Here is a 19,498-nt window from a genome sequence, read left to right on the forward strand (position 1 = left end):
AAAAATCAGCAATAATACTATTATCTTTTTATTGATAAATATATTATTATAAAAAAGATTAAAAAATTAGATCCTTTTGATTACTGCTTCAGGGAATTCTCTGAGAACTTCCTCTAAAACCTTTTCTGAAAAAACTTCCAGCTTATATACATTTAAAAATTCCATAGTGAGGTCTACTACCGTCATGTTCTTTTCTAATCCCAAAAGAACAGTTGGTTCTGATGACAGCTCCCCTTTTATCTTTGAGACTATTTCTTTAACTCTCTCTAAAGCCTCCAATGGCTTCACTGTTTGAGGGATGTAGATTCTTACTCTATACATATACCCTATGGGGGTCGTTCTGTTTATAATTATTGAATTGCTCAGTCTTATATTTGAAATAAAGATTCTCTCCCTTCTAGCTGTTTCCAAAAATATGCCATTGTCCTCAATGCTTATAACCCTTCCGAAAATGCCATCAACTTCGATCCAGTCCCCTATTTTAAAAGACTTTGTTCCTCTTAGCAAAAATTGAATCCCCCAGTTCCTAAGGACGTCAGCAAACGAAATTACTATAGCTAAGCCCAGCAATAAGATAATAACGTCTAATATAGAAGTTTGAGGAGAAATTATAGATATTGCAATCAAAGCTCCTAAAACATATATTGCATATGAAAAGACGGATTTTACTTCTAGTCTAAGTGAAGGATCTATCCTTGAAAAGACCTTATTTATTAGCTTATCTAAGTACTTTACGAAAAAATATATAAAAATTATAAATATGACTGATATTATAACTCTTATTACAAATTCATTAGACAAACCGAAAAGGATCATTTTTTATCACCTAAATTTTCAATTATTCTTATGGCTGAGCAAAGATCTTTCACTGCATATGTGGCCTTATTCTTCAAAAAACATGGTACATTTCCGTTGTCTATTAAAATTGACTTGTCCGCCTCTAAAAACATGCACAAATCGACTATTGAGTCTCCTATTGCGAGAGTAAACTCGTCCTTATTCCTCCTAACTATATACCTTTTGCACACAGGACAGTTGAGGCACCAGGGAGTTTCTATCTTCCCAATTGAAATCTTTACGCCTATAACTTTGGAGTTTTCCCTTTCTACAACAAGCTCGGGAGCAAATATGTTTACATTTGAAATGTTCAGCTTATATTTAAATAGCGCTTGAATTGGTTGCTTATATGCGAGAGAGACTATGTTTATTTCGAATCCTTTTTCTTTTAATAAATTGAGAAGCTTTTCTGTGCAATCAAAGATTTTTGTATTAAGGACAGCCTTATTTATTCCTCGTAAATCTATTCCGCTTAAAAGGTTTGAGATCTTTATAGATTTGATGTACTCATCTTCTCTTGACAAAAGAATTTGTCTAGTTTTTTCCTCAAGTCCAAAGCTTCTGCTTATAACAAATGCTGTTCTCTCTGATGTAATAGTAAGATCAAGGTCTATAAATGCCTTCATGTTTCTTTCAGCCCTAAGGTCTTTTTTACAAAATCTTTAATTTTTTCTTGAAAACCTTCAGATTTTTCCTTTTCAATTGCAAAAATCAAATAATCGCCCTGCTCTATCTCATCTATATTCTTTGGTTTATTTTCCTTGGAAGACAAAACTCTTATTGCCTTTACTTCATTCTTGGTGTTAATATTCTTAACAAAACTTACTAGAGCTTCTTTTCCCTCTAGTAACTTAGAAGGTCTCAATGCTAAAATGTCCAGACCGAGAAAATTGGGAAGCTCGTACTTAACAGGTCTGTCTATAGCTATAATACTTTTCACATAGTTCTCTAAAAAAAGCGTAGGATCAATGATAAAATCAGCTCCAGCTTCACGCATGTTTTCATAGTTCATAGGATTGTTAATAAGTCCAACAACTATTGGAACGGAAAAATCCTTTTTTGCAAATGAGCAGAGCTTTATATTTAAAGCATCAGAGTCAGTTAAAGAAAAGAATGTATCTGCCAAATTTATCTCTGCACTTTCAAGCACTTTTTTGTCCCTGAGATCGCCTGCAACTGCTTTTCCATTTACTTGCTTTGCCATAATGGTTGCTACTTCTATAGACCTTTCTATTACTATTATTATTCCACTCGGATCCGCTTCTCTAATCCCTTTCAGCGCAAATGTAGTAAAATGTGTTGAACCTACAATTACATGCCTCACATTTCTTCACCCTCTTCATATTTTTGAGTTTTACTTTCTTCTATGTATTTCGCAAGCAATTCTTCGCCTTTAGATTCAGATATCTTCCCATCTTGGGTAGCTCTTCTAATTATAGTTTGTGCAACTTCGTAAGCCATCTCAGTAAGCATTGGCAATGGTTTCATGTCATGATCTTTAAATCCTAAATTTTCTTCCTTAATTTTGAAACCGGCTTTATATATATCTAGTACTATCCCAATATCAACCCCCCACCCCAACTCCCAATTTACCTTAGAAAAAGCTTCAGAAGTTCCAGCAATTTCGCCGCTTAATGGCTGAGAAAGATACGAAAGCTCAGGATAAAAGATCCTGAGCAGAGGTTTAGCCACAAGCTCAGTTACTCTCCCTGATTTCCTTCCAAATGTTCCCTTTACGAAGTCCGTCTCACCCTTCAAGATCGGTTCAATAAGCTTATTAATAAAATCAGGAGTGAGGTTCTTTATATCTGCATCTAGAAAAACAATTATATCTTTGGTCGAGTAATAGTAACCATCTCTCATCGCAACCCCTTTTCCTGGATACTTTAAAATGCTTTGGAAGATAACTTTTGCTCCAAGTTTTTTCGCAATAGCAGGTGTATTATCAACGCTTCCTCCGTCCACTAAAATGATTTCCCTTACGTTCTTTGCTTTTTTTGCAGTTTTTACAGAATGTGCAATGAATTTTTCTTCATCTTTCGCTGGAAAGATTACAGAAACTTCTTTCATCTTCGATCTTTTAGATATTTATATTTCATTAATAATATTTTTTTAGCTTTAAATGTTTTCTCTACAAGCCAAGTATCTATTTTAATAGTTTTTCCATTTTAATATTAGTTGATTGCTTATTTCACGAGAATGAAAACACTGACCTTCTCTCGCGCCTGGTCTGAACTTTTATCTTCTTCGCAGATGAAATATCTATTTACAAATGAATGAAGGGAGCCAGTAAACTCCCTAAAAGAAACTTATTTCCAAAGGAATGAGATGAATCAGTTTAAAATTTATATTCTTAAAAAGCAATATACTGTGTTTAGCTCCTTTTATGAGGTGTTTTTATGAGTGAGGAAGAAGAGGTAGAAGAGGTAGAAATTGAAGAGGAGGAAGAAAAGGAAGAAGCATCTGAAATGGAAGAGGAGGAAAGCTCTATAGGTTTTGACATATCTCCGGACGAAATCAATACAATGATTGAAATAGTAGAGAAAATTGAACAAGCAAGCGAGGGAAAAATAAGCAAAGAAGATCTCGATAAGGCTTATGGAGAGCTCATTTCACACAAAGCTAAAGAAAAAGAAAAGAAGGAAAAGAGCGAAAGAAAGAAGGAAAAAAGCAACAAAAGTAAAAAAGGCAGAAAACCAAAGGCTAAGAAAAGTTAAACGTCATTGACAAATTTCACGTATTTCTTTAAATTATTAATGACGCGAAGGAAATTGCTGTAATTATCGCTGGAATAGAGAAAAATATAGGACTCTCTCCAAAAGTGAGCATTAATCCTGATAATACGCTTCCGATTAGATTTCCAACTTCTCTAGCCATATAATAAGAATGGTTTCCGTATCCGCTTGTAAGCTCTACAAAATAGTTATAGAGAGTAGAGTTTATAATTGAATACATTATGAGAGAGAATGCAATATATATTGGAAGGAATTGCGGATTTCTCGCAGCATCCAGGAAAAATATGAACCAAGCGCCTCTTATAAGTATAGAAAATGAAGCTAGTGAAAGGCTTTTGACTTTTGTTGATGATAGCATCAAGAGAACTAAGCCCATTAATACATACGCAACTCCATTTGAAAGCCACATAATATGCATAGGAACACTTGATCGCAGAACAATAGGAAGTGCAGTAATCATGTAGTTTCCAACCAACGTTGTTCCAAGAATTGCTATAAGTATGGAGATTGAGCTTTTGCTTTTTCTTATGCCTTCAAATTTTTTGAGGTAATAGCTATTGCTTATCAAATCTGAAGAAGTAAACCCACCGAGATAGAAGTTTATCCAGTTGAAGCTTTGCGAGAAAGCGTGAAACTTCCTCTCAAATCCGAATGGTATGGAAGGCAACGAAAGAAAGAATAATATTGAAAGAATTACAGCTATGAGCATGAATATATCTAAAGACAAGCCTAAAAATACTCCTCCTATTAGGATTAAAAGAACTCCTCTTGTTATATACGAAATCATGTTCTGAAGAATTGATTTTTTTGACCACTGAGAGCTGTCATTCATTTCAAATATCGTGGTAGTAAGGGAGAGCGTCGAGCTTGAATTGCTAATGGCATTCAGTAAAAATGCTATAGTTACAGATAAAAAACTGTGAACATAGAGCAAGACAAATGAAGTCGCCATAGTAATAACTGAAATTGCACTTAGCAATTTATTATCTTCTGAATCTGAAAGAGGAGAAAGTATTTTATTTGACAGAATAAAAGTTACGCTCCACATAGCAGTAATGAATCCGTAAACTTGAGAAGATACATGAAAATTATATGCTATATAAGTTGAAAGTGCGCTGTTTATAAATGAAAGAAAAGACAGCGATATAGTTCCAATAAAAAACCACATCAGCTAATCCACCGTAATAATCAATTTAACGAAAATACCTTTAAAAGAAAAAGACCCTTTCCTTTTTTCATTATTTATTTTAAAAAACAAAAAATTATGGCAAGACCGAACTCAATAACCATATCATGTATATCGGAATAAATACCAATGATATTGTATTTAATAATTTAATTACTATATGTAATGATGGCCCTGCAGTGTCCTTTAATGGATCTCCAACGGTATCTCCAACTACTGCTGCTGCATGCGCAGGTGATTTCTTTCCTCCGAAATGACCAGCTTCTATGTACTTTTTAGCATTATCCCACGCTGCTCCTCCCCACATCATTAAAATTGCTAAAGTTACAGCACTTGCAGTTGCACCCACAACTAGAGCACCAACAGCAGCTCCTCCGAACAAAATTCCTATAACCAAAGGCGGCAATATGACTGTTAGTGCGGGAGAGATCATGTTTCTAATCGCATATTGAGTGCTAATATCAACCGCTCTATAGTAATCAGGCTTTTCCTTCCATTCTAATATCCCTGGTCTCTCCTTAAACTGTCTCCTGACCTCTTCAACCATCATCCATGCTGCCCTTGTCACAGCATCTAATGCGAAAGAACTGAACAAATATGGAATCATTGCGCCTATTAAGAAGCTCAGCATTATATCAGGTCTAATCAAAACTAGCCTGTTGATAAATTGCTGCATAATTACAAGGAAGTTCTGCATATTTATTTGAGCAATTCCACTAACTAGCTGAATTACCGAAGGATCTCTCGCAACATAATCTTGAACAAATGCCTGAAATAGCAGTAAAGCTGCAAGAGATGCGCTTCCCATCGCAAATCCCTTGGTCAAGGCCTTTGTAACGTTTCCTAAAACATCAAGAGGATCGAGCCTATTTCTAACCTCTTCTTCCAGTCCAGCCATTTCAGCGATTCCACCAGCATTGTCAGAAATAGGTCCTGCACCATCGAGAGTCATTATGATCCCTGAAAGCGATAACATTCCTAATGTAGCTAAAGCGGTTCCAAAAATTCCGTAAAGGAATTTTTCTATTGGAATGCCTGCTATTGCCAATGAATTAGAAGTCGAAGGAAGTGGCATATGCATGCCTATCATGAAAGCAATAAGAAGAGCTGATGAAATTACGATAATAGGCACGAATGTCGCCCTCATTCCTATCGTGAGCCCTTTCAGAATTGTCAAAGCAGAGCTGGATTGCGAGACTTGAGCTATTTCAACAACTGCTTTAGATTCCCTACCGGTATAATAGTTCGTAGCTAGCACTATTATAACAGCAGAAATTATTCCTATCAGCGATTCTGAGAGAAGATATCCCCAATACTGCCTAAAGAAAAGAATATATACGATCGCGAATCCAATTAATGCGACAACAGCTGTTACTATAACCCCGTTCCTCATGGGCTCAATCGGGTCATTAAACTTCTTCTGGGAAGCTGCTGTTACAACTCCTGGTATAGTTGAGATTATCTTTACAGCTCCTATCAGCAATGGCAATAGCATGAATTTAATAGCCGTATCCTGGGAAGTTCCTGCATTAATCAATATAAAGTAAACTGCCCAACCAACGATCATAGAACCTAGCAGTTCTGCAGTAATAGATTCGAAAATGTCTGCCCCTCTTCCCGCACAGTCACCAACGTTATCTCCGACCTGGTCTGCTATTACGGCCGGATTTCTAGGATCGTCTTCAGGTATTCCCGCTTCAACCTTTCCAACAAGATCTGCACCCATGTCCGCAGCTTTTGTATATATTCCTCCTCCAACTTGAGCAAATAATGCCGAAAGGCTTGCCCCAAAAGCAAATCCTGCCAAACTGTCAAGTACAATTCTTATGCTTAAAGGATTGCTACCGCCTACAAAGAAAGAATATACTAGATAGAGCAGAGAGAGCATAAAGACGCTCATTGATGGCACTAAAAATCCTAGCACACTTCCTCCTAAAACTGCAGTCCTGAGCGCTTCCCAAGTTCCTCTCCTTGCGGCCTCGGTTGTTCTCACATTAGCCTTTGTTGATGCATCCATACTTAAAAACGCTGCTGTTACAGATGATGCACTACCCAAAACTACTGAGACGGCAATAAGAATGGACTCTGAAATAACTTCGCTTCTCATTTCCGGATGTTGTGGCAAAAGCTTCACATCGTACCCGATGTAAACGCTGATACCAGCAATAACAGCCATAATAAAAGAGAACACAATTATTGTTTTTAATTGCCTTTTCATATATGCTGAAGCTCCTTCTCTTATCGATTTCCATATCTCGACCATTTTTTCCGTGCCTGTAGGTTGCCTTCCAATCCAGTTATAGATATATAAAGCACTTATTATTCCTAGAAGACCTGCAATTAGACCCACATATACGAACAGCACTTTCATTTCACCAATGTTTAAAACTGTAATTACCTTGAAAAAATAAAGCCGAATGGTTAAAAAACTTAATCTTTTTTTATCATTTGCTGTTTTTGCAATAAAAATTTTTCCTTTTTCAATTTTTAAATATTAAAATTTATTCATTTTTTAATATTAATAATTATTATAAAATTTAACTATTTTTATTTGAAGTAGCTATAAATTGCACTTTTTTTAAATATTTGCACCTGCAATATTTAACAAGGTGAAAAAATGAGCAAACATTACCACCATCATATGCATTCCAACAAGAAAAGACTCGAGGAAAATTTGCTTCTTGAATTGGCTCAACTCAGCAACGAAGATGTTATTTTGGACATAGGATCAGGAGACGGTTATTATTCCTTCATATTTTCTAAACATGCAAAGAAGGTCTACGCTATTGATAAAGCATATATGGATGAAAGCCTTATGAATAGCTTAATTCAAGAGGGTAAAGAAAAGGGCATTAGCAACTTGGAATTTTTGGCGAAAGACGTTTGTGAAGGCCTAGAAATAAAGTATTTCAATTTAGCGTTTTTCTCTAATAGCTTTCATGATATAAATTGCAAAAAAGAGTTGCTTAGCTATTTATATAAAAATTCTGCTGAAAATGGAAGATTACTGATAATAGAGTTTAAGCCTTCAGATTCATGGTTATTTGGTCCTCCACCTCATATAAGAATAAAACCAGAGGATCTCGTCAAAATGGCAACTGAAGTTGGCTTTAAATTAGACAAAATGATCGAGAGAGATTCTCAGTATATTGCAATTTTTAAAAAAGAAAAATAGTTCATCGAAGAGAGCGAAAAATTGGGATAAATGATCTTCTTTACCTTTTCCATAACTATATCTAATGATTTTTGTATTTATTTGTATATCAAAAAACTTTATTCTAAAGATATTTCGCACTTTTGATTTAAGTAGCGCCGGGGGCGGGATTTGAACCCGCGCTCCCCGTATGGGGAACTGGCTCTCCAGGCCAGCCCCTTAGTCCGCTCGGGCACCCCGGCTCAAAAACTAAATACTTTTTTCTCCCTTATAGCTTTATCCACTTCTTCAAGATCTTTGTGGCTATCAATGCTTTTCCAGTATATGTCAAAATACTTTTTCCCCTTTAATTTATTTTGTTCTGCAACTTTCGGAAAAGTTTCCTTCTCAATATCCCCTTTTTTTGGAAGCATTTCAAATATTTCGCTTTTTAGTAAGTACACTCCGGCATTTATCCATATGCCCTCTATCTTTGGCTTTTCTCTGAAACCTCTTATATGACCGTTGGTATCTACATCGACAACTCCATACTGGCTTTGAAGAGGAGCGAGAGCAATTACGCCAATCTCATCCTCCAAATCGCTGACCATTTCATAAGGGTTCAGGTTCGTTATAATATCTCCATTTACAACAAAGAAATATTTTTCATCTTTCATTACGTTATAAGCATTTTTAATTGCTCCTCCAGTTCCTAAAGGCTCATTTTCAAAGGAATATTTTATTTCAACTTTAAGCTTTTCACCATTGCCAAAATAGCTTTTTATAATCTCGCCTAAGTATCCAACTAGAAGGACAAATTTTTTTATACCAAGGCTTCTAAGCCAAAGCATCTGCCACTCTAATATGGGTCTTCCTCCAACCTCTATCATTGGCTTAGGAATGGAGTCTGTTAAAGGTCTCAGCCTTTTGCCATATCCTCCCGCAAGTATTGCAGCAGTTTCTACTTTCATAGTTTTCACCGCAGTTAATCTAATATTAAAACTCTCATCGACAATTTAAATCAAATTCGAACACTTCAACTATAAAATATTTTAATCTATTTAAATTTTAAGATACTTTTATACAAAAATAATGTGGCGGTAAGCAAATGGAAAGGATGATTCTAATCGCTAGAGCGCAAGATGTCAGCGAGGAGACCGCTCTTGGGCTGAAAAAATGCATTGATGACTACAGCATAAAGTCCTTTCCTTTGATAAACCCTTTAATATATGACACTAGGGCTTTCAATTGGTCTGAAGGTAAGTATACGGAATTAGTTATTAAGCTGTTAAGAGAGCAACTTTCTTTTGAAGAAGTCCCAGCTGTGATAATTGTAGGAGATTTAATTGATATAAAAGGATATGCTTGCAACAAAGCTTTAAAAGTATGCTTGCTTCAAAAAGATTTTGTAAAAACCGATGGTGTCATAAAGGAAATTTTAAGTGCTTTAGAATTTTTTTAGATCAGCTCAATTTCGATATAAACGTCTTCTGGCACTCTGACCCTCATTATCTGTCTCATAATCCTTTCGTCACTTGCTATATCTATAAGCCTCTTATGTATCCTCATTTCCCAGTGCTCCCAGTGTTTTGAACCTTCACCGTGAGGTAATCTAAGAACCGGAACTACCAACCTTTTAGTTGGAAGGGGCACCGGTCCTCTCATCTTTACTCCTCCTTTCTCTGCTATAGCCTTTATTTGGCTTGTAACCTTATCTAGCGATTCAACATTCGCACTCCATAACCTTATCCTTGCCATTGTAGCCGGCATAAGCTTCACTCCCAATTTTTATTTAAGATAAAAAAACAAAAACTTAAAAATATTTTGGATTTTAGCATTCGATAAAAATTTTATCCCTTTATCTGAACCTGTTCAGGCACTACATCAGTTATTACTCCAATGCCTATCGTCTTGCCCATATCTCTCATAGCGAATCTTCCTAGTGCTGGGAACTCGGAGAACTTCTCTACAACCATCTGCTTAATTGGCTGGAACTTCACAATTGCCGTATCTCCCTGCTTTAGGAACTGCGGGTTCTTCTCAGCCTCTTTACCAGTCCTTGGATCTAGTTTTGATACCAGCTCGGTTATCTTAGCTGCAATGCTTGCAGTATGTGCATGAATAACTGGTGTATAGCCAACTGTTACGGCTGATGGATGCCAAATTATGAAAAGTCTCGCAGTGAATTCCTTTGCAATTGTTGGCGGATTGGTTAAATGTCCTGCTACGTCTCCTCTCTTAATATCGGTCTTTGTGACGCCTCTCACGTTGAATCCTATGTTGTCTCCTGGCTCTGCCTTTTCTATCTGCGTGTGGTGCATCTCGATGCTTCTGACTTCTCCAACTATTGCTGGAGGCATAAATACTATCCTGTCTCCTTTCTTCAGAACTCCCGACTCAACTCTTCCTACAGGAACTGTCCCTATACCGCTTATAGCATATACCGCTTGTATTGGAATTCTTAATGGCTTATCAATTGGCTTTGGTGGAATCTGAATATTGTCTAAGGCTTCTACCAGAGTGGGGCCGTTGTACCAAGGCATGGCAGGGCTTCTCTCTATTAAGTTGTCTCCGTTCCAACCGGATATAGGTATAAACGGAATCTTCGATATATCAAATCCCAGGCCCTTCATAAATTTCTGAAGAGTGTCAATTACTTGTTTGTACCTTTCCTGGCTATACGGTGGCTCTGTTGCATCCATCTTGTTTACTGCAACTATTATCTGTTCAATTCCCATTGTTTTCGCAAGTATTAAGTGCTCTCTTGTCTGTCCTTCTGGGCTCATTCCAGCCTCAAATTCTCCTTTTCTCGCAGAAACGACAAGTATTGCAGCATCAGCCTGACTTGCACCGGTGATCATATTCTTGACGAAATCTCTGTGCCCTGGAGCATCAATTATAGTGAAGTAGTACTTTTTGGTTTCGAATTTCATAAATGAAAGATCTATTGTTACTCCTCTTTCTCTTTCTTCTTTTAGGTTATCGAGCAACCATGCATATTTAAAAGACTCTTTACCTTTCTTCTTTGCCTCTTCTTCTAGCTCGGCCAGCTTTTTAGGATCTACATAACCTAATCTGTAAAGTATGTGCCCTACAGTAGTGCTCTTTCCATGGTCAACATGTCCGATTACTACTAAGTTAAGGTGAGGTTTTTCGCTCATTGGGATCACTCTCACTGTGTTTTTAATTTTTACATTAAAGGATATTTAAAACTACTATGATATTTGATATATGGTGTTATAAGTTTTTTGAAAATAATAAATTTTTCAAAAAAGCTTTTTTACCTAGAGCTCAAAGCTATTCTTTCTACTTCTTCTTTCTTCGCTATTGAATAGCTCTTTGGATCATTGTTGGCTACTGCAATGATCTCATCAGCTAAGCACTCCTCAATTGGCTTAGGTCCGTTGAATGCACAGTTTCTGGCACCATCAGTTATATTTCTAAGAGCTAAGTCGACTCTTCTCTGAGGAGCGACATCGACGGCGACATGGTAGATGATCCCTCCGTACATAATTCTCGTTGTCTCCTCTCTAGGAGCCGCATTTTCTATCGCTCTAACTAGAACCTGAAGTGGGTTCTGTTTTGTTTGAAGGTAAATTATTTCAAATGCATTTTTTACAATATTGTAAGCGAGGTGTTTTTTCCCCATGTTTCTTCCGTGCTTCATTAGGTTGTTTATGAGCCTCTCGACTATAGGTATTCTCGACTTTCCAAATCTGACATGTTCATGCCTTCCCCCGGTATGAGGAAGGAACACCGGTCTAAGAGATATGTACTTTTTCAGGCTCGGGTCTCTGATCTCTATTCCTTCATAACTCCACTTATCGAACAGTTTTATTTCTACAGCCTTAATCTCCTCGTTTTCTGCCAATACAATCACCATTTTAATGAACTTAAACTACTGAAACTAATTAGTTTTAAAGCTTTTATAAAATTACCTCTAATAGTATCGAAGCTTTAAAACTAAAAATGATTTATAAACATTCAACCTCATTGATTTATCTAGTAGTTTTTAATGGTGTTATTTAATTATACAATTATGTAATCTCGTTAAAATGGTTTTCAGTCGAAAGTTTTTTATATTCGATGATTCATTAAATAATTTTCAACAATTGATTTATTGAGTTTCAACAAAAAATAAAAATGGTGTACCGCTTGGTTAAAATTATTGATACTACTTTAAGAGATGCTCACCAATCATTAATTGCGACAAGACTTTCTCAAGACGACGCTAGAGATATTGCTGAAATAATAGATAGAGCTGGATTCTACAGCTTGGAGGTTTGGGGAGGAGCTACATTTGACGTTGATGTAAGATATTTAAAGGAAGATCCTTGGAGCCGGCTTAAAAAAATCAGGGAAGTGGTAAAGAAGACTAAGCTACAAATGCTTTTGAGAGGAAGGAATTTAGTAGGTTATAGAAAGTATCCCATAGATGTCTCAAAGGCATTTATAGAAAAGGCATATGAAAACGGCATAGATATCTTCAGGATTTTCGATGCTTTAAATGATATAGACAACATTGCGGAAGTTATAAAAATTGCAAAGCGGACGGGTGCGATAGTTCAGGGAGCATTGAGCTACACTATCAGCCCAATTCATACAGTTGACTACTATGTTAAACTTGCAGAGAGCTATTTAGAAGCGGGGGCTGATTTAATAACAATCAAGGATATGGCAGGACTTTTAGATCCTTCAACCGCGAGGAGCCTTATTAGCAGAATTAAGAAGGAGCTAAAAGTTAAAGTAAATATTCACACTCATGATTCTTGTGGGCTTTCAGTTGCGACGTATTTAGCCTCAATTGAAGCAGGTGCTGATTTTATTGATACGAGCATTTACCCGTTGGCTTTTGGGACTGCACAGCCAGCTATTCAAACAGTATACAACATACTCCTTAAAAAAGACAGGAAAAAACTCAAAATGAGTGAAATAGAGAAGGCCTCAAGACATATAGATTCCCTTTTGAAGAAAAGATATTCTCAATTATATAATCCAAAGCTTCAAGTTCCCGATCCGAGAGCCATGATCCATCAGATTCCTGGCGGAATGCTTTCTAATATGATCGCACAGCTAAATGAGCTACAAGCTTTAGATAGGCTTGAGGAAGTCTTAATGGAAATTCCAAAAATCAGGAAGGAGCTTGGCTGGCCTCCTTTAGTTACACCGATGTCTCAAATTGTTGGGGCACAAGCAGTTTTAAATGTAATAAGCGGAGAAAGGTATAGCATTGTAGTTAAAGAGTTGGTTGACTATGTTAAGGGTTTGTATGGAAAACCTCCTGCACCAATTGACAAAAACGTCGCTGAAATTATACTAGCAGGAGATGGAGGGTTACCTGAAAAGTCTCTCAGCTTGATTGAGTGCAGGGAATACATGAAAAAATTGCTCAATGATCCGAGGGAAGAGGACGTAATAACATTTTGCCTCTTTCCAAAAGAGGCTGAGGCATTCTTTAAAGAAAAATTTGTATCCGTGTCACCCATTTCACAGCTTTCAGCTCAAAAGCAGCTTGAGAAGCAATAATTTTTTCATTCAAAATTTTTATAATCTTTTAGAGATAGATTATTATTAAGAGCCGCCGTAGCTCAGCCCGGGAGAGCGCCCGAGAGGTAGATACCTCGGCGAAGCTGAAGACCGGGTTGTCGGGGGTTCAAATCCCCCCGGCGGCACCAGAGCTTTATTCCTTTTTCGCGAAGAAAAATTTTCAAAAAACCTGAATAGGCTTGTTTTGCCATTTTATTTTTAATAAAAAACCCACTCAATATTACGTTTTAGATTTTCCATGAACAGTAGAACCATTCTCTCATGTGAAATTGAACTAGATAGGTGGAAGTAGTTTCAAGCATAAAGGTTAAGGTGAAACCCATTCCAGAGAGACCTATAATGATTTAGGGCGGAAAACGGGAAAGATCCAAAACTTATGAGATTGCTTTTGTTTGAATTTTTCAAAATGTTATTTAACTCCTATTTGAAAAATGTTATAGGAAAATACCAAAACTTATGGCGCTACGGAGATGAATGAAACTACCCGGAAAAATGGGAAGCTTTTAAAGGCTGTTGAGATGGATGCATATATAGCATCAAAAGATCCACTCATTCCCGTTATTCTTTTAATTCTCGAGAACGGGGATGAATTTGAGCTCTATAATGTCCCGCTGGAAATTGCCAGATTCGTAATTAATGGCTCTTCAATCTTAAATGGAAATGAAAAGAAGGAAAGGATAGATATTTTTTCATTTATCGCAATGCATGAGGACATACTGAATCTTATCAAAGATGATCTTGAAAAAGTCGTAATAGACGAATATGATCCAACAACAATGCTGTACACTGCTAAAGTTTATTTCAGAAAGGGAAAAACCATGCTCGTGAGAAGATTCATTCCGAGCCATGCTATATTTTTGGCAATGATTGCTGGAAAAGATGTTTATGTATCTGAAAGGATATTGAATATACAGAAGAACTAAAATTTAAAAATTTTACCTTACCGGCTTTTGCTTCTTCCCTTTCAGCAGAGCATCTAAACTTACTCCATTGACCATAACTACTTTGTATCGAACGCCGGGAATATCTCCCATTGATCTGCCCTTAGGTCCTCCTATTCCCTCAATGACAACCTCATCGTGTTCATCTATGAAGTTTAATCCACCGTCGCTAGGCACGAATGCTGTTACGACCTTTCCGTTCTTTACAAGCTGGACTCTCACGCACTTTCTCACTGCAGAGTTAGGCTGTCTAGATTCCACTCCAACCTTCTCCAAAACAATTCCACTCGCTCTCGGAGCACCCTCAAGAGGATCAGCCTTCTTCTTTAAGTTTAGCATCCTCCTTTTGAACTCTCTCTGACTCCATCTGAATTTTAGCTTCTTTCTTCTTAGAGTTCTCGCTGCAAACAATCCAAGGGGCGATTTCTTACCTGGCAAACTAGATCAAACCTCCATTTATTCACATTAAAGGAAAACACTCGAGCCTTATAAAGTTTCTTTTTTAAACAATTATCACATTTGAAACATCATAGTATCTTTTAAGCAGTAGCTTAGCCCTTGTTACATTTTTGCCATTTTTCCCAATTGCAACACCCTTATCGCTAGGTTCAACAGTTATGTAAACAGTCTTCTTCGATGGAGTCTCAACTACCTTCACTGCCTTAACCCTCGCAGGCGCGACAGCATTCTTAGCGAGCTCCTCAAGCGTAGTTCCGTCCTCAACTATCTCTATTTCTTTTCCCAAAACCTTTCTCAACTTCTTTATGTTTGAGCCTCCTCTTCCTATAGCAGCTCCTGCTTCTCCCTTCTTAACAACAAAAATTATCATGTTATTTTCATTGTCTATTATGCAATCTTTCACAGTGGTTCCTGTAACATCCTGAAAAAGGGCTATATGCCTCAGCTCTTCAGGTGTTAGCTTAATCTCTGGCATTATTTTACCACCCTTTATGTCTCTACCAGCTCCAATATCTTTGAATCGCCCACGTCTATTATTGATAGCGCCTGTATCGGGAAAGGTTTCCCAAGCAATGTTCCAAGCTCAACAGATGTACCTTGAAAGACATATATGGGCGTTTGGGACAGCTTGGCATAGTATTCTATGTCCTTCTTAACTGAAGGATCTGCATTAGAAGCTATTACAACCATTTTTGACTTGCCATGCTTTAAGGTTTTTATTGTAGACTGGGAACCTATTTCTAATTTTCCAGTTCTTATTACCATTTTTATCTCGTTTTCGAATGACGCCATATTTACATTTCACCATTTCCACTTTCTTTTTCATTTAAAATTTGTCTTTTATCCTTTTCAATATGAGGAGTGAAATAAAGTTCGATCATTCCCGTACCAACAGGTATAACCTGACCAACTATCACGTTTTCAGTTACTCCTTTAAGTTCATCTGTTTTTCCCTGTGTAGATGCCTCAAATAAATGTTTCGTTGTCATTTCGAATGCAGCCCTAGCGAGGAAGCTCTCCTTTTCTCCAGAAACCCCATGCCTTCCGATCTGCCTCACGACTCCCGTCTGAGTCATGATGTCTGCAACAAGGTAAACGTGCCTCACATCAACGTCCAAACCTTGCTCCCTTAGAACGTTCATTATCTCATTTATTATGACCTTCCTCGCGGCTTCTATTCCCAAAACCATCATCGTTTCATAAACGCTGTTTGTCCTTGTTCTTGTAGGATCTACTCCTTTTACCTTTAAGACCTGCTCCAGATTAGAGCCATCAGTAACTATTACATACTCCTCTCTTCCGTCCTCTCCCCTTCTCGACTGAATTATAGCTCTCTTTATCCCAGCTATTCCCTTTATCTTTAGGTTTAGAACCTTCTCCCTCTTCTTAGAAATATATGAGAGATCGCTGGATTCTTTGAGGTAAATCGCTATCGTGTTCTCTCCTGTTATCTCAGCCTTTCCCACATTGGATTTTTTAATAACTTCATATACTTCCTCTACTGTGAGCCCCTTATCTTCCAGCATTGCAGGATCAAGCTCAACTCTAATGCTATTGGAGAACAGGTCCGCTTCAACGACATTGGCAACGTTTTCTATCTTCGTGAACTCGATCCTCCTAGCAACTTCTTTCGCCTTTTCCCTGTCGTATTTATGCTCCTCATCTAGGTACACTTCCATCATTGGAGTTGATGGGACCTTTCTCGCGTCAACTATCTCTATCAGTCGTGGAAGACCTAAAGTTACGTTTAGCTCTCTGACTCCAGCATAGTGGAATGTTCTGAGCGTCATCTGCGTACCCGGTTCTCCAATGCTCTGAGCAGTTACAGTACCTATAGGCTCTCCCGGCTCAACTAAGCTGTTTAAGTATGTCTGAACCGTAAGCTCAACTATCTTTTCAAGCTCCTCATCAGTAACGTTCCTTTTTTCAAGCTTGCTTGCGAGCTCATCGATCAAATTTTGGGAAAGAACCCCCCTCGCTTTTGACTCTATTTTCTCCCTAACAGACATCCCTACTCCCTCCATCCTACAACTCTCTCAATGATTCTATCTACATTAACTGCCTTTCCATGATCGCTTTTCGCTGGATCGACCTGGTCGTACCCGTATTTGAACTGTACGACTGTCCCATCAGGCAATCTTGCAGAACCGTCGTATTCTATCCTGACATCGAGCAGCGCATTTATTAACCTTCTCTGCATATAACCGCTCTGGCTTGTTCTAACCGCGGTGTCGACCAATCCCTCTCTACCTCCAGCCGCATGGTAGAAGAGCTCTACCGGATTAAGACCTGTTCTGAAGCTGTTGTAGACGAATCCCCTTGAAGCAGGAGATTTATCATTTTCTTTAAAGTGCGGCAGAGGTCTGTTCCTATACCCTCTGTTTATTCTCTCCCCTCTTATTGACTGCTGCCCTAAGGTAGCGCTCATCTGGGTTAAGTTCAATATATTTCCTCTTGCCCCCGTCCTAGCCATGATGAATGCATTGTTGAATATGTCCAAGTTATTTGCCGCGTACTCTCCCGCATCATCTCTTGCCTTGCTGAGCCTCTCCATTATCTTAGTCTCGAGCGTTTCCTCAATAGTTCTTCCAGGCAGTGGTTCAAGCCTACCCTCTTCCATCATTCTAATCAGCTCATTTACATCGTCCTCAGCCTTCTTCAGTATCTTCCTTATTTCCTCCCTAGCCTCCTCGCTTATTTCTACATCATCCAAGCTCATAGTAAAGCCGTGCTTCTCAATATATCTTATGAACATCTTGAACATTACATCTGAGATGTACCTCGCATAATCGCTACCATACTCCTTAGTTATCCAGTGGTAGAAGCTTTCAGGCTGCTGGGCTCCAATGCTTTTCTTGTCTATGACTCCGGTGTGCATCTTTCCTTTTTTAATTACTATATAGCTGTCGTTTAGGCAATCTTCGTCTTCGCACTTCAGCTTACCAGCATTGATGGAGGCCTTCGTCTTGAGCGTGAAATCCTTTGGAAGGAAGAGGCTTACAAGCTGCTTTCCAGTCCAGAACTCCTTTGGAGAGTAAATTGCAGGCTCCGGGAGTTCTTCCTTATATCCGGTAACAGAAAGCACTTCTATAACATCTTCCTTTTCCAAAAGCGTGGCCTTGCTTGTCAAAAGGTAACCTCCGCTGATGTAATCCTGAAGACCCCCAATTATAGGTCCTCCATATCTCGGAGAAAGTATATGCCTCTGAACAAGCATAAGCTCCTTCGCTTCGGCCCTAGCTTCTTCAGTCTGAGGAACGTGAAGGTTCATCTCATCTCCATCGAAGTCTGCATTGTACGGAGGGCATACTAGCAGGTTAAGCCTGAACGTTCTTCCAGGAAGGACCTTTACTTGGTGGGCCATAATGCTCATTCTGTGAAGGCTCGGCTGCCTATTGAAGAGGACTATATCGCCATCTATAAGGTGCCTTTCTATTATGTATCCAGGCGTTAGAGAGCTTGCTAAGGCCTTTCTGTCCTTAAAGTACCTGAGATCGACCCTCTTCCCGTCCGGTCTTATTATATAGTTTGCGCCAGGCCATTTATAAGGACCGTTAAGAACGTAGCTTCTCATTTCCTCTAAGTTCCACTGTGTGACCTTTACCGGCACTGTAAGTATCTTCGCAGCATCCTCAGGAACGCCCACCTCGTTTATCCCTATATTTGGATCTGGAGATATAACGGTTCTTGAGGAGAAGTCGACCCTCTTCCCGGACAAGTACCCTCTGAACCTTCCTTCCTTTCCCTTCAATCTCTGAGCCAATGTTTTAAGGGCTCTTCCAGTCCTGTGCTTCGCAGGCGGTATTCCGGGGACCTCATTGTCAAAGTAAGTAGTGACATGGTACTGGAGCAACTCCCAAATGTCGTCTATTACGATTGGAGGTGCAGCCGCCTCCATGCTTTCTTTAAGCCTTTGATTAGTCCTCACTATATCCACAAGCTTGTGAGTGAGGTCGTCTTCAGCTCTAATTCCAGTTTCAAGCATTATGCTTGGTCTTACCTGAACTGGAGGAACCGGAAGAACTGTTAAGATAAACCATTCAGGCCTAGAATCCTCGGGATTTATACCAAAAAGCCTGACATCGTCATCTGGTGTGTTCGATAGCCTGTTCCTTATTTCATCTGGAGCTAGCTTCCTGCTGCTTCCCTTCTCCTCTTCAAGGAATGTCGTGGGCCTCTCGAGCTTTATCTTTCTCTGAGCAGCGCCGCAGTGTGGACATACGGTCGTCTTGGAAGCCTTCTGCTTTATGTGCTCATAAAGCCTAGGAAGGAGGAATGGCATGTACTTTTCTACTCTCCTCATGAGGTCTAGGTACTGCTTTATCTCCTCCTCAGGGAGGAGGATTCTTCCGCACTTCCAGCATGTTCCTCTAAGCAGATCATATATCTCCTTAACGTACCCTATATGTATTACCGGCTTTGCAAGCTCGATATGTCCAAAGTGTCCAGGACAACTTTGCATAGTATTTCCGCATACAGGGCACTTCTGCCCCGGCTCTATGACTCCCAGCCTCGGATCCATGACACCTCCTTGAATTGGGAGACCGTCGTCGTCGTATGTCTCTGCAGTTATGATCTGAACCTTGCTCATCCTCCTGATCTCATCAGGAGAGAGGACGGAAAGCTTTATTCCCTTTATTTTCTTCTGCACTCCAGGCAT

The 19,498-nt window shown here is 38.6% G+C and carries 20 protein-coding genes and 2 tRNA genes; 6 read left to right on the forward strand and 16 right to left on the reverse strand.

The annotated features are described in order from the left end of the window. Window positions 1-66: 66 nt before the first annotated feature. The 4 genes from FFONT_RS02845 to FFONT_RS02860 are packed head-to-tail and all read right to left on the reverse strand — an operon-like array spanning window position 67 to window position 2,907. Window positions 67-816, reverse strand: a complete 750-nt coding sequence (locus FFONT_RS02845; RefSeq protein WP_014557721.1) for a mechanosensitive ion channel family protein — start codon at window positions 814-816, stop codon at window positions 67-69. Continuing rightward, window positions 813-1,463, reverse strand: a complete 651-nt coding sequence (locus FFONT_RS02850) for a phosphoserine phosphatase (protein WP_014557722.1) — start codon at window positions 1,461-1,463, stop codon at window positions 813-815. Before FFONT_RS02850 ends, FFONT_RS02845 begins: the two co-directional genes overlap by 4 nt. Further along, on the reverse strand, window positions 1,460-2,161 hold the full coding sequence (locus FFONT_RS02855; RefSeq protein ID WP_014557723.1) for an NAD(P)-binding protein: 702 nt from the start codon (window positions 2,159-2,161) through the stop codon (window positions 1,460-1,462). Before FFONT_RS02855 ends, FFONT_RS02850 begins: the two co-directional genes overlap by 4 nt. Further along, window positions 2,158-2,907, reverse strand: a complete 750-nt coding sequence (locus FFONT_RS02860) for a glycosyltransferase (RefSeq protein ID WP_014557724.1) — start codon at window positions 2,905-2,907, stop codon at window positions 2,158-2,160. Before FFONT_RS02860 ends, FFONT_RS02855 begins: the two co-directional genes overlap by 4 nt. 329 nt (window positions 2,908-3,236) lie before the next feature. Between FFONT_RS02860 and FFONT_RS02865 the strand changes: the two genes are divergently transcribed. Beyond that, window positions 3,237-3,554, forward strand: coding sequence for a hypothetical protein (locus tag FFONT_RS02865; RefSeq protein WP_014557725.1), 318 nt, complete (start codon window positions 3,237-3,239; stop codon window positions 3,552-3,554). 28 nt (window positions 3,555-3,582) lie between these two features. On the opposite strand, the gene FFONT_RS02870 is transcribed toward FFONT_RS02865, so the two are convergent. Together FFONT_RS02870 and FFONT_RS02875 are read right to left on the reverse strand one after the other, a co-directional pair. Next, window positions 3,583-4,740 carry a hypothetical protein gene (locus FFONT_RS02870; protein ID WP_014557726.1) on the reverse strand — a complete coding sequence of 386 codons (1,158 nt, stop codon included), beginning with the start codon at window positions 4,738-4,740 and terminating at the stop codon, window positions 3,583-3,585. A gap of 94 nt (window positions 4,741-4,834) precedes the next feature. Then, complete coding sequence (locus FFONT_RS02875; protein WP_014557727.1) at window positions 4,835-7,129, reverse strand: sodium-translocating pyrophosphatase; 2,295 nt, start codon at window positions 7,127-7,129, stop codon at window positions 4,835-4,837. 246 nt (window positions 7,130-7,375) lie between these two features. Between FFONT_RS02875 and FFONT_RS02880 the strand changes: the two genes are divergently transcribed. Further along, complete coding sequence (locus FFONT_RS02880) at window positions 7,376-7,933, forward strand: class I SAM-dependent methyltransferase (RefSeq protein WP_148683568.1); 558 nt, start codon at window positions 7,376-7,378, stop codon at window positions 7,931-7,933. 135 nt (window positions 7,934-8,068) lie between these two features. Here FFONT_RS02880 and FFONT_RS02885 read toward each other — a convergent pair. Together FFONT_RS02885 and FFONT_RS02890 are read right to left on the reverse strand one after the other, a co-directional pair. Beyond that, window positions 8,069-8,154: transfer RNA gene (locus tag FFONT_RS02885), tRNA-Ser, on the reverse strand. Further along, window positions 8,155-8,862 (reverse strand): nucleotidyltransferase family protein, encoded by a 708-nt coding sequence (locus tag FFONT_RS02890; RefSeq protein WP_014557729.1) that lies wholly within the window; start codon window positions 8,860-8,862, stop codon window positions 8,155-8,157. It abuts the tRNA gene before it with no gap. A 137-nt stretch (window positions 8,863-8,999) separates the two neighbouring features. On the opposite strand from FFONT_RS02890, the gene FFONT_RS02895 reads away from it, so the two are divergent. Then, window positions 9,000-9,353, forward strand: a complete 354-nt coding sequence (locus FFONT_RS02895; protein ID WP_014557730.1) for a hypothetical protein — start codon at window positions 9,000-9,002, stop codon at window positions 9,351-9,353. Here the strand turns inward: FFONT_RS02895 and rpsJ are convergent. From rpsJ to FFONT_RS02910, 3 genes are all read right to left on the reverse strand, one after another. After that, window positions 9,350-9,661: a 30S ribosomal protein S10 gene (gene rpsJ, locus FFONT_RS02900; protein ID WP_148683569.1), complete on the reverse strand. Its 312-nt coding sequence runs from the start codon at window positions 9,659-9,661 to the stop codon at window positions 9,350-9,352. The two genes, FFONT_RS02895 and rpsJ, sit on opposite strands and share 4 nt — an antisense overlap. Before the next feature lie 80 nt (window positions 9,662-9,741). Beyond that, window positions 9,742-11,052 carry a translation elongation factor EF-1 subunit alpha gene (gene tuf, locus FFONT_RS02905; RefSeq protein ID WP_148683570.1) on the reverse strand — a complete coding sequence of 437 codons (1,311 nt, stop codon included), beginning with the start codon at window positions 11,050-11,052 and terminating at the stop codon, window positions 9,742-9,744. A gap of 119 nt (window positions 11,053-11,171) precedes the next feature. After that, window positions 11,172-11,774 (reverse strand): 30S ribosomal protein S7, encoded by a 603-nt coding sequence (locus tag FFONT_RS02910; RefSeq protein WP_014557733.1) that lies wholly within the window; start codon window positions 11,772-11,774, stop codon window positions 11,172-11,174. 263 nt (window positions 11,775-12,037) lie between these two features. Between FFONT_RS02910 and FFONT_RS02915 the strand changes: the two genes are divergently transcribed. From FFONT_RS02915 to FFONT_RS02925, 3 genes are all read left to right on the forward strand, one after another. Continuing rightward, window positions 12,038-13,417, forward strand: a complete 1,380-nt coding sequence (locus FFONT_RS02915) for a pyruvate carboxylase subunit B (protein ID WP_409335743.1) — start codon at window positions 12,038-12,040, stop codon at window positions 13,415-13,417. Between the two features lie 51 nt (window positions 13,418-13,468). Continuing rightward, window positions 13,469-13,566 (forward strand) — tRNA-Phe (locus FFONT_RS02920). Window positions 13,567-13,908: 342 nt separating this feature from the next. After that, a complete protein-coding gene (locus tag FFONT_RS02925; protein ID WP_014557735.1) occupies window positions 13,909-14,361 on the forward strand; it encodes a bifunctional nuclease family protein in 453 nt (150 codons plus the stop codon). 12 nt (window positions 14,362-14,373) lie between these two features. Here the strand turns inward: FFONT_RS02925 and FFONT_RS02930 are convergent, their stop codons facing one another. The 5 genes from FFONT_RS02930 to rpoA1 form a co-directional block, all read right to left on the reverse strand. Beyond that, the gene (locus FFONT_RS02930) at window positions 14,374-14,817 is read right to left on the reverse strand and encodes a 30S ribosomal protein S12 (RefSeq protein ID WP_014557736.1); all 444 of its coding nucleotides are present in this window, start codon (window positions 14,815-14,817) and stop codon (window positions 14,374-14,376) included. A 64-nt stretch (window positions 14,818-14,881) separates the two neighbouring features. Next, window positions 14,882-15,313, reverse strand: a complete 432-nt coding sequence (locus FFONT_RS02935; RefSeq protein WP_014557737.1) for a NusA-like transcription termination signal-binding factor — start codon at window positions 15,311-15,313, stop codon at window positions 14,882-14,884. Between the two features lie 14 nt (window positions 15,314-15,327). Continuing rightward, complete coding sequence (locus FFONT_RS02940) at window positions 15,328-15,630, reverse strand: 50S ribosomal protein L30e (RefSeq protein ID WP_148683572.1); 303 nt, start codon at window positions 15,628-15,630, stop codon at window positions 15,328-15,330. Between the two features lie 2 nt (window positions 15,631-15,632). After that, window positions 15,633-16,862, reverse strand: coding sequence for a DNA-directed RNA polymerase subunit A'' (gene rpoA2 / locus FFONT_RS02945; protein WP_014557739.1), 1,230 nt, complete (start codon window positions 16,860-16,862; stop codon window positions 15,633-15,635). Continuing rightward, window positions 16,850-19,498, reverse strand: a complete 2,649-nt coding sequence (rpoA1, locus tag FFONT_RS02950) for a DNA-directed RNA polymerase subunit A' (protein WP_014557740.1) — start codon at window positions 19,496-19,498, stop codon at window positions 16,850-16,852. The genes rpoA2 and rpoA1 overlap by 13 nt, the downstream gene beginning before the upstream one ends.

Source organism: Fervidicoccus fontis Kam940, assembly GCF_000258425.1.
Lineage (GTDB): Archaea > Thermoproteota > Thermoprotei_A > Sulfolobales > Fervidicoccaceae > Fervidicoccus > Fervidicoccus fontis.